7 protein-coding genes and 1 riboswitch are annotated in these 11267 nt (G+C 41.4%); all 7 genes read left to right on the forward strand.

Annotated elements, in window-relative coordinates:
* Positions 1 to 73 precede the first annotated feature (73 nt).
* The 7 genes from C6Y01_RS16750 to C6Y01_RS16780 all read left to right on the forward strand — a co-directional run bounded on the left by C6Y01_RS16750 (position 74) and on the right by C6Y01_RS16780 (position 10991).
* Positions 74 to 1156: a glycosyl hydrolase family 8 gene (locus C6Y01_RS16750; RefSeq protein WP_034664009.1), complete on the forward strand. Its 1083-nt coding sequence runs from the start codon at positions 74 to 76 to the stop codon at positions 1154 to 1156.
* Complete coding sequence (locus C6Y01_RS16755) at positions 1137 to 1988, forward strand: GGDEF domain-containing protein (protein ID WP_034664007.1); 852 nt, start codon at positions 1137 to 1139, stop codon at positions 1986 to 1988. Before C6Y01_RS16750 ends, C6Y01_RS16755 begins: the two co-directional genes overlap by 20 nt.
* Positions 1978 to 3693: a DUF2334 domain-containing protein gene (locus C6Y01_RS16760; protein WP_106038533.1), complete on the forward strand. Its 1716-nt coding sequence runs from the start codon at positions 1978 to 1980 to the stop codon at positions 3691 to 3693. The genes C6Y01_RS16755 and C6Y01_RS16760 overlap by 11 nt, the downstream gene beginning before the upstream one ends.
* Before the next feature lie 37 nt (positions 3694 to 3730).
* Positions 3731 to 4954, forward strand: coding sequence for a glycosyltransferase family 2 protein (locus tag C6Y01_RS16765; RefSeq protein ID WP_392387702.1), 1224 nt, complete (start codon positions 3731 to 3733; stop codon positions 4952 to 4954).
* 4 nt (positions 4955 to 4958) lie between these two features.
* Entirely contained in the window at positions 4959 to 7046 is a 2088-nt protein-coding gene (locus C6Y01_RS16770) for a cellulose biosynthesis cyclic di-GMP-binding regulatory protein BcsB (RefSeq protein ID WP_095285984.1), read from the forward strand.
* Positions 7047 to 7115: 69 nt separating this feature from the next.
* Positions 7116 to 7260: riboswitch (cyclic di-AMP (ydaO/yuaA leader) on the forward strand.
* A 112-nt stretch (positions 7261 to 7372) separates the two neighbouring features.
* Positions 7373 to 9199 carry an APC family permease gene (locus C6Y01_RS16775; protein ID WP_034663998.1) on the forward strand — a complete coding sequence of 609 codons (1827 nt, stop codon included), beginning with the start codon at positions 7373 to 7375 and terminating at the stop codon, positions 9197 to 9199.
* Positions 9200 to 9269: 70 nt separating this feature from the next.
* A complete protein-coding gene (locus tag C6Y01_RS16780) occupies positions 9270 to 10991 on the forward strand; it encodes a pyruvate oxidase (protein ID WP_106038534.1) in 1722 nt (573 codons plus the stop codon).
* The last annotated feature ends 276 nt before the right edge of the window (positions 10992 to 11267 follow it).

The following is an 11267-nucleotide window of genomic DNA, read 5'->3' on the forward strand; positions in this document are numbered from 1 at the left end:
TTAAATTTAAACAAAAACGCTCTATAATAAATCGTTAGATGCTTAGAGAACGGGGAGTTGAAAGGGGACACGAATGCATACACGCATATATCGTACAGCAATTGTTTTACTCATTGTCATTCTACTAGGCGGATGTACCTGGAAGCAGCAGAAAGAATCAGCTGATCCAGTATCGCCACAGCCTGTATTGCCTGGAGAATATTTTATCACTCACCACTTAATGACAGATCAAGGCTTGATTCGTACCTCTTTTGCAGAGCAGCACATCTACTTATCTGAATCACTCGGACTTTGGATGGATTATCTTGTTCGAAAAAAAGATCAAAATTTATTTGACCAACAGTTGGGTGTTCTACAAGATCAATTTTTACTAGACCATCATCTTCTCAGCTGGCAAATTGAATCTGAGCAAAAAAGTAAGGCCAATGCTTTAGTTGATGATTTACGTGTAGTGGCGGCACTTCAAAAGGCAAATCGTTTGTGGAAGAAGTCAGCGTATCAAACGACAGCAAAAGAAATCGCTCAAGCGTTAAAAGAAAAAAACATGTTCAAAGGCATATTGTCCGATTATTATGATGCATCAACAAATCGAACTTCACACACAATCACACTCTCTTATATAGACCCAAAAGCAATCAAAGAATTGGAATCCCTCAAAATATTCACGAAACAAATGACCAGTAACCAATTAGCCATTCTAAAACAAGCACCGAGAAAAAAAGGATTCTTTCCTAAATCCTATGACATAAAGAAAAAAACCTATTCGTTTGATCGAGAAATCAATATGATCGATCAACTCTATACGGCTCTACATGCCCATCATGCAAAGGTTAATACGTCTGCGATCATGAAATGGCTTAAAACGACTTTTAAACAAGAAGGAAAACTGTACGGGAGATATAAGCTGAGCACATTGCAGCCATCTGTGACGTATGAATCGCCTTCGGTATATGCACTTGTCCTATTGTATGCCCTTAAACAAAACGAGCTTGAATTTGCAAAGGCTGTTTATCACCGCATGAAAGAATTACAAACCCAAGATCCTCTCAAGCCTTATTACGGAGGATATATGAACGAAAAAGACACACACTCATTTGATAACTTATTGCCTCTGATTGCAGAAAGGGAGCTTCTAAATGAATCGGTTGTTCAGTAACACGTATCGCTTGTACTATTCTCTGCTCCTCACGTTTGCAGGCCTTATTTTGTTTATGGGCTATCTCAACGTACAAGATGCGGAGAGCTTTATGATCATCGCACTGACATTTGTCGTGTTAGGCTGCGGTATTTTATTTGGTATCCTACCAGCATTAATTTTCACCTTGCTTATTTTGTTCTTTATAGGAAGCGCCATGTTCTTTACAGAGTTTGGTCATGAAAATCCCCTTTTTTCAAATCAAACATTGCAAGATGTAGTGATTTGGGGCGTAGCACTTCTTTTTTTTGCTATTTCAGCGGGAAGCTTGCATGAACGGATCAAGATGCTGCGTCACACCATTGAACAACAAAAGCAGGCCATCAAACAATTTGTGGCGATTGATTCGACAACAGGATTTGACAATGCTGAGCGGATGAAGCTCGAATTGTCCGAGGAAATGAAACGGGCAGAACGGTACAAACAGCCATTTGTCTTTATTCTTCTTCATATGAATTACGCAGCGGAATTCAAATCGTTATATGGAGAAAAAGAAATGCAGCACCTATTTCAGCAATTAAGTCTCAAGATCCGCGAAAGCGTAAGAGAAACCGATAAGAAATTTCGATTATCCGAAGATCGAATGGGCTTGCTGCTAACTCACACACCAGAAGAAAACGTGTCAGTTGTCCTTGATAAGCTAAAGAATAAACTGCAACCGCATGTCCTGTTAAACGGTCGTGAAGTGACCTTGACATTTCTTGTCTGTCATTTAACAAGCAGCTCGGATTATCGAACGCCAGAGCAATTTTTAGAAGAACTAGAAAAAGAGATGATGATGAATGAACTTTAATTCTTTGATGAAATGTTGTTTGATGATCGCGCTTTTTTCGATTCTTTCGTTTAAACACATGGCTTCAGCCGATGCTCTTGTCACGCAGCCAAATACCCTGATCGTTTATTCCACACAATCGGATGAAGTGACTCCAGCCGTTCATATGCTGGATCTACTCGCCGGTCATTTTTCTAAACAGACGACGATTGTATCCGATGAACATTTGGCTGAAAAGAGGATCAATGAATTTCAGCAAGTCATTTATCTCGGTGAAATAAAGAGAACCTTGCCAAAACAAACCATTCGTGCGATGAACGAATCACAGCAGGTCATCGCCATTGGATACAATGCGGAACAGCTTCGCCCATTCTCCAAGCTTACTTTTCACAAACAAGATCATACCAGTCAAATGAAACATACACATGATCAGACATACCGTCAGCTAGAGAGAAGTATCAGTGCGTTAACGGTTCGAGGGGCAGCCCTGCATAGTGAACTTTTATTGAAGAATCATCAAGCTGATCTGCCATTTGTGATTCAAACAAAAGAAGGTGCGGCATATATCGGAATCTTAGATGTCGTGCAGCACAACAAAATTCTTGCAGAAGTGCTAGAAAAATACATGCCTTCTTCTGTGCAAATGACGACAAAATACTTAATGCTCGGGAACATCAGTCCAGCAAGTGACGAGAAGAAGCTGCTTGAACTTGGACAATACGTATCCGCACGGCATATTCCTTTTCAGATCGCAGTGACTCCTGTTTGGATGGATCGAGAAACAGGTGATGAAGTCACACTGAGTGACCGCCCGAAGCTCGTGAATGTGTTAAAACAATTGCAAGGCAATGGAGCGAGTATCATTCTTCATGGCTTTAGCCGTACGTATCGAATGGAGGAATCTGGTCAGAGCTTTGAGTTCTGGGATGCAAAGTATGATCAGTCCATCACGTCAAATGATCCCAAAAAAACTGAGAAGAAACGGAGTAAAAGTCAGTTCCCAAATGAAAAAGACTTTAATGCTTATACCAGATCGAATCAGCAGCAAGAAACCGCCTATACAGAAGAAAAACTGACAAAGGGCATCGAGCTTCTTGCCCAGCAAGGTCTATATCCTCTTGCGTTCGAGGTGCCGCATGATGCCATATCTCAACAAGGTTATGAAGTGATTTCAAGGCATGTGTCAAGTCTATTTGGACAGGTGCAGCTGTCAGACCGCACTTGGAAAACAGTCGGTGCACCGCCGCTGGTGACGTCTCCTGCCATGTTACATGGAATGACCCTATATCCTCAGCGACCAGTAGAGACAGCGTCTGACCAAGAAGATTCAAATGTTTTAACTGAACAGACGATTCAATCCATGCAGCATCTTCAATCAGCCGCAATCGGACTGTCCTATGATGTAGAATCAGGAATAGCCGGATTACAGGAGCTGATAACACAGATGGAGGCAATCCCTTCTAGTGAATGGCTGGATTTAAAGAAAACAAAACAGACGGTCCAAACTGCACATGTAAAAATCCAAACATCAGGGAATGGACATATTCAAGTAGAGCAATCCGACATAGCCGAAACAAAAACAGTCAAACGAAGCGGCATAGAAAATATGCTGCGAATTCTTACAGTCGTGGTGATGCTATTTATTGCGGCATTTGCTTTATACACATTGTATTTAAGACTGACAATGAAAAAACGAATTTTTAAGGAGAGAAAATTAGGTGGCTGATGTCTTATTTTATCTTTCATTACTACTGATTTGGACTATGCTCCTATACCACATGTTTCTCATGCAGGGCGGCTTTCAGCATTACCTCACCTATGAAAAAGTGCTGCCTAAATGGACAAAACAAGGGAAAGAGCTGCCAACCGTCAGTATCCTGATTCCTGCTCATAATGAAGAAATTGTCATTCGGCAGACGTTAAAAGCGATGGTCCAGCTATCTTATCCTAAACACCTCCTTGAAATCATTGTGATTAATGACAATTCCTCTGATCGCACAGGAGATATTGTGCAATCATTCAGTGAGCAATATGATCATGTCCATATGATTGAAACGAAGCCGCCATTTGCAGGGAAGGGAAAATCTACTGCACTGAATGAAGGATTGAAGGCTTCGACAGGAGAAGTGATTTGCGTATACGATGCAGATAACATGCCGGAACAAAAGGCTGTCTATCATTTGGTTCTTGGGTTATTGAATGATCCAAAAGCAGGCGCCGTTGTCGGGAAATTCAGAGTGATCAATGCAGCCCAAAATTTGCTGACCAAATTTATTAATATTGAGACCATCTGCTTCCAATGGATGGCGCAGGGCGGGAGATGGAAGTGGTTTGGGATTGCGACAATACCAGGCACCAACTTCGCCATCCGCCGGCACATTTTAGAAGAACTCGGCGGCTGGGATGTCCAAGCTTTGGCCGAGGACACCGAATTAACGATCCGTGTGTATAACCTTGGGTATGTGATTCGATTTTTCCCAGCTGCGATCACATGGGAACAAGAGCCTGAGACATGGAAGGTCTGGTGGCGGCAAAGAACGCGCTGGGCTAGAGGTAATCAATATGTTGTACTCAAATTTTTAAGACAGTTTATGAAGCTGAAACGAAAACGAATGATTTTCGATTTGTTTTATTTCTTCTTTACGTATTTCTTATTTTTCTTCGGTGTTCTGCTCTCAAATGGCATCTTTATTGTGAACCTATTTGTTGACCTTCACTTATCTGTAGGGACTGTCGCACTGATCCTGTGGGGATTAGCCTTCTTCCTCTTTCTAACAGAAGTGATGATTACATTAAGTATTGAGAAAACAGAGCTCACCAAACAAAACATTCTCATTGTGGTCCTCATGTACTTCACCTATTCTCAAGTATGGATTGCGCTTGTCGTGTACTCCTTATGTGTAGAGGTGAAGAGCCGATTATTGAAACAAGAAGTGAAATGGTACAAAACGGAGCGTTACGATCAACAACAAAAGAAAAGCGGGTGACAAATTGAAATCGGTCAAATGGATGATTTTTATATTAGCGCTATCCCTTGCTATTCAGCCTTTTTTCATGGCAAGTCAAGCAATGGCGCAATCCAATCGAGTACAAGTGAAAGACGATTGGGTTCGCTCATCAAAAGGAAGTCAAACAGAAACGCAGCATCTATCAGAAGATGTGGTGACTTTGTATGGACAAGAAGACCGCACTGAATTTTCCTATCAAATGGAGAAAGAAAAAGTAGAGTCTAGCACTCTTACATTAAATATAGAGGCTTCACCATTACTCATTTCGCCATCGTCTTTCACAGTGATGATCGATGGAGAGATTGAAAAGACAATCCCTGTATCAGGGAAAAACCAAAAAAAATCGATTCAAATCAAATTGAACAAAGCGCAATTGAAAAAAGGATCTCATCAAATTCAGCTCGCATTTTATGGTGTGTTAAAAGAAGGTGTGTGTATCAACCAAGAGACACCTGCCAATTGGCTGAAAGTATATCCTGAAAGTGAGCTGGCGTTCAAAGGAGCTCAAACGAAAGACGTGACGTTAGACAGCTTCCCTTCACCTTTTATTCCATCAGGTGAGCAGAAAGAACAAACAGATATTGTGATTCCAAATACACCGGAAGCGGCTGAATTAGAAGCGGCTATGAAAATCTATCGTACGTTGAAAAACAAAGACCGTCTAGCAGACCTCAAACTCGTTCAAGAAAAGGACCTCAAGCAAATTGCGCATCCAACCATTGCTGTGGGAGCAAAAGGAAGCTGGAAAGGACGAATGAAATCAATCGAGCAAGCGGCTGGAATTAAAACAGAAAGCAATCAACTTACGTTAGCGGTGAGAACCCTGACAGCAAAGAAAAAAGAACAGCCCATTTTATTTGTCTCTGCTAAGCAGCCAAAGACAATTGCTGAAAAAATCAGTGTCCTGACTCAACCTGAACTGACGGGTCAGCTCACTGGTACCGACCTGCTGCTGCAAAAGGTGACAGCTAATGCTTCTAAGCCATCGCATCATATTCGTTTAATAGATTTTGGCGGAGATGATGTCACAGTTGGAACCAAAAAGACGGCATCTGATCACTACTATTATCCGAAAGCATTAATCGCTCAACAAAAATCAGGTGCAAAACTAAATCTATCATTTAAAAAATCGGATCCAGCGAACAAAGCGGAACGTCTAACAGTGATGATCAATAACGAACCGCACGACATACCGTTAACAAAACTAGGAAACAAAGATGAGAATGGATTCTATCATGTGTCCATTCCAGTAGACTCGCAAGTGCTTCAAAAGAACGAGTATGTGGACTTGCAATTTGTCACAACGGGTTTTAAAAGCATGGAATCGTGCAGACATACGGATGAAGAAGGCTGGATTTACATTGACAAGAACAGCTCTCTTCAAATACCAGAAGGAACAAATAGTGATACACCGGATTTAGCCGCATGGCCGCTTCCTTACACTTCAAAAACACAGCAAGGAAACACATTGATCATCATGCCAGATCAAATCAAGCAAGCAACGATCAATCAAATGGCGATGCTGACAGAATCATTTAGTCAGCCGGAAGCTGCTCAATATCATTTGATCAAAGCATCGAATGTGACAAATGAACAATTGAAAAAGAACTCTCTCATTTTCATCGGGGGCATCCAGACATTCTCTCTTTTAAAAGAAAAAGCAGACGATCTCATCGTTCCAGCGAAAAAGGGTCAATATGATGTATCCTCATTTGGCATGATCAACGAAACCACAGCTCGTATTGTATGGACGCAGCCATCTGTATGGAATAAAGAACAAACAATGACCGTTTTTGCAGGAATGACGGCAGCTGACGCTGATGTTTCAAATGATATGATACGTTTCCTTCAAACAAATACGGAGACCGCAACAGTTGCAATAGAAAGCAAAAACAAAGAGATGTTCTCTAATCATCAAACAGTCACCAGCACAACAAATGATCTGAAAAAAGGTGAAAAGCAAGGCGATGGTGAGTCTTGGATTTACTTTGCGTGTATCGCTGTACTGATCATTTTTGTGGTGATGATGATTGTTTATTTCGTACGAAAAAATCGCAAAAAAACTGAGTGATAAACGGTCAAAAGACCTTGAAAAAATCTCTTTACTTTGGTGTCAAACGGGAGTATGATCTCTTTTATAAAAGACCAATCGCTGAATCATTTCGATGAGCGGGGGAACCAATTGTGGTGGAAAGCACCACGTGGGGTGAATCCTTTTTAGGTAGGGCAAAGTCTCATGCGCCCGAATCCGTCAGCTAACCTCGTAAGCGTTAAAGAGAGCAAAGACCAACCTGTGATCTAAACAATAGGCACAGGGGCATTCTATTGCCTCTGTGTCTTTTTGGCGATCCATCTTTTGTAATTTAAATCGTTTGACACTAAAGGAGCGGGCATCACATGTACAGTTTGATGAAGCGTATTTTAATTGGTAAACCATTAAAATCACAGGCAGCAGGAGAACAAAAACTATCAAAAATCAAAGCGTTGGCATTATTGTCATCAGACGCATTGTCATCAGTTGCATACGGTACAGAACAAATTTTAATTGTTCTTTCCGTGGTTAGTGCAGCAGCATTTTGGTACTCACTCCCGATTGCAGGTTGCGTATTAATTCTTTTAATGGCGTTAATTCTATCTTACCGCCAGATCATTTATGCTTATCCAGAAGGCGGAGGGGCATATGTTGTCTCTAGCAGAAACCTAGGTGAAAAACCAGGATTGATCGCTGGTGGGTCATTGCTTGTAGACTATATTTTGACTGTAGCAGTGAGCATATCAGCGGGTACTGATGCCATCACATCGGCTTTTCCAGCACTATATCCATATCATGTTTTGATCTCAATTGTATTGGTCATCGTGATTATGGTGCTCAACCTTCGTGGATTGACAGAATCGGCATCTATCCTGGCTTATCCTGTATACTTGTTTGTATTTTCACTCCTTATCTTAATTGGAGTAGGTGGCTTCAAATTATTAACAGGAGGCGTACCGCCAGCACCTGAGCATGCAGCGGTAGGCACACACGTACAAGGCATTACATTATTTCTGTTATTAAAAGCTTTTTCATCTGGCTGTTCTGCTCTGACTGGAGTAGAAGCCATTTCAAATACCATTCCATCCTTTAAAAAACCAGCTGCTCAAAATGCAGCAAGAACATTATTGATGATGGGTGGATTACTAGCCGTTTTATTTGTGGGGGTCACATTGCTTGCATTTGGTTTTGGCATCTCACCAAAGCCAGAAGAAACGGTTGTATCACAAATTGCATCAGACACTTTTGGACGTACGTTTTTCTATTACGTGATTCAGGCTGTCACAGCGCTAATCTTAATATTAGCGGCAAATACCGGCTTTTCAGCCTTTCCTTTATTGGCTGTCAATTTAGCAAAGGATAAATATATGCCGCGTATGTTTACTGTAAGAGGAGACCGGCTTGGTTACTCCAATGGCATTATCTTTTTAGGCGTAGCCTCTATGCTGCTCATTTGGTTGTTTGATGGGAAAACAGAACACCTCATCCCGCTATATGCTGTCGGTGTGTTCATTCCATTTACCCTGTCGCAGACCGGCATGTGTGTGAAGTGGATTCGAGAAAAACCGCAGGGCTGGAAAACGAAAATGCCAATCAATATAGTCGGAGCACTGATTTCTTTTACAGTTTTCATGATACTCATTTTGACCAAGTTCCATCTCGTATGGCCAGTATTTGTTTTCATGCCTATTGTTCTATTTATCTTTCATTCCATTAAAAAGCATTACCTGTCTGTTGGAGAACAACTGCGTTTATTGAATGAAACAGAGCCTGTTGAGATTAAAGGGAATGTGGTCATCGTACCGATAGCAGGTGTAACACGTGTCGTCGAACAATCTGTCCAATATGCAAGGTCTTTGTCAGATCAAGTCATAGCGGTTCATGTATCCTTTGATAAAGAAAAGGATAAGAAAATTGAAGAGGATTGGGAAAAACTAAACAGCGGTGTACGGCTTGTGATGCTGCATTCTTCCTATCGAAGCCTCATTCACCCGCTTGATAAATTTCTTGAAACCATTGAGGCAAAAGCAAATGCGCATCAATATAAAGTGATGGTGCTCGTGCCTCAATTTATCCCGAAAAAAAGATGGCACACCATTTTGCATAATCAATCTGCCTTTTTATTAAGATTCCGCCTTTTATGGAAGCGTGATATTGTGGTGGCGACCCTCCCATATCATTTTAAAAAGTAGCAAAAGCAAGTTGAAACGTTTGATTAAAAGGATGCGGTGGTATGGAGTAAGAAAAAAGGAGTTTTCTCACATGCCGCAAAGAACCGCAGGAAAAGAAGTAACAGCGCTACTGGAGGAGTGGGGCGTGAAACATATTTATGGAATGCCCGGCGACAGCATAAACGAATTGATCGAAGAACTTAGGCATGAATCAAGCCAAATACAATTTATACAAACGAGACATGAAGAAGTGGCAGCACTTTCAGCGGCGGCTGATGCCAAACTAACAGGTAAACTCGGTGTCTGCTTATCAATCGCTGGACCGGGTGCTGTCCACTTATTAAATGGACTATATGATGCAAAAGCAGATGGTGCACCAGTTTTAGCAATTGCAGGACAGGTTGCTTCGGCCGAAGTAGGAAGAGACGCATTCCAAGAAATCAAATTAGAGCGGATGTTTGATGATGTCGCTGTCTTTAATCAGCAGGTACAGACGGCAGAAGCGCTGCCTGACTTATTGAATCAAGCCATCAAAGCAGCTTATACCCATAAAGGTGTGGCTGTTCTCACCGTATCGGATGACTTATTTTCTCAAAAAATTAAGCGTAAACCCATTTATACATCTCCTCTTTATGTTGAGGGAGAAGTACGGCCAAAGAAAGATCAACTGCTAAAGGCAGCTCAGCTGATTAACAATGCGAAGAAGCCAGTCATCTTAGCAGGTAAAGGATTAAGAAATGCAAAAGAAGAGCTTCTTTCATTTGCAGAAAAGGCAGCTGCTCCTATCGTCATCACACTCCCTGCAAAAGGGGTTGTGCCAGACAGGCATCCATACTTTTTAGGTAACCTAGGTCAAATTGGAACGAAGCCGGCATATGAAGCGATGGAAGAATGTGATCTCTTAATTATGCTTGGAACCTCCTTTCCATATAGAGACTACTTACCAGAGGACACGCCAGCCATTCAACTGGATATTAAACCAGATCAAATCGGTAAAAGATATCCAGTAGATGTGGGAATCGTGAGCGACAGCAAGAGTGGTTTGCATGAACTGACTTCCTACATTGAATATAAAGAGCAGCGTGGTTTTCTTGAAGCTTGTACAGAGCATATGATGAAGTGGCGAGAAGAAATGGATAAGGAAAAATCCGTTGCTACTTCACCGATTAAACCACAGCAAGTCATTGCTAGATTAGAAGAAGCAGTCGAAGACGACGCTATTCTTTCAGTTGATGTTGGTAATGTGACGGTCTGGATGGCACGTCATTTCGAAATGAAACAGCAGGATTTCATTATCTCCAGCTGGCTTGCCACAATGGGCTGTGGTTTACCTGGTGCGATTTCGGCTAAGTTAAATGAACCGAACCGACAAGCCATTGCTGTCTGTGGTGATGGAGGCTTCACAATGGTCATGCAAGACTTTGTGACAGCTGTAAAATATAAGCTGCCGATCGTTGTCGTGATCTTAAACAACAACAATTTAGGAATGATTGAATATGAGCAACAGGTAAAAGGAAACATGAATTATGGTATAGAGCTGGAGGATATTGATTTTGCTAAGTTTGCAGAAGCATGTGGCGGCAAAGGAATCTCTGTGTCATCACATGAAGAATTAGCGCCAGCCTTTGATACAGCCCTTCAATCTGATAAACCAGTCATTATTGATGTGGCTGTAGACAATGAACCTCCGTTACCTGGGAAAATCACTTACACCCAAGCAGCAGGCTTCAGTAAATATTTATTGAAAAAATTCTTTGAAAAAGGTGAGCTGGATATCCCTCCACTCAAGAAAAGCCTCAAACGCTTTTTCTAAACACAAGGTAGTCGGTCTTCTGAAAAGAAGGCTGACTTTTTTTTGTGATGATTAGGGAAATCATTTCAATTGTCACTTGCCTTCATCTCTATTAATATTTGGAAATTAATTTTGTAACTTAAAGCCTATTTTTCCAATTCGATGAGAAAGGTAAAATAGACTTTATGATCAATAATGGAGGGAGTGACTTCTTCTGGGCAAGATAATTGATGCAAAAGCACTAACAAGTGCCACGGACACAAGGGCAAAACACTATCAGGAACTCCGTGAACAAAT

Origin of the sequence: Bacillus sp. NMCC46 (assembly GCF_002998465.1) — a bacterium.
Lineage (GTDB): Bacteria > Bacillota > Bacilli > Bacillales > Bacillaceae > Bacillus.

Excerpts from the sequence above, each read along its gene's own strand:
- C6Y01_RS16750 (WP_034664009.1), top strand. The coding sequence starts at position 74 with ATGCATACACGCATATATCGTACAGCAATTGTTTTACTCATTGTCATT.
- C6Y01_RS16755 (WP_034664007.1), top strand. The coding sequence starts at position 1,137 with ATGAATCGGTTGTTCAGTAACACGTATCGCTTGTACTATTCTCTGCTC.
- C6Y01_RS16760 (WP_106038533.1), top strand. The coding sequence starts at position 1,978 with ATGAACTTTAATTCTTTGATGAAATGTTGTTTGATGATCGCGCTTTTT.
- C6Y01_RS16765 (WP_392387702.1), top strand. The coding sequence starts at position 3,731 with ATGCTCCTATACCACATGTTTCTCATGCAGGGCGGCTTTCAGCATTAC.
- C6Y01_RS16775 (WP_034663998.1), top strand. The coding sequence starts at position 7,373 with ATGTACAGTTTGATGAAGCGTATTTTAATTGGTAAACCATTAAAATCA.
- C6Y01_RS16780 (WP_106038534.1), top strand. The coding sequence starts at position 9,270 with ATGCCGCAAAGAACCGCAGGAAAAGAAGTAACAGCGCTACTGGAGGAG.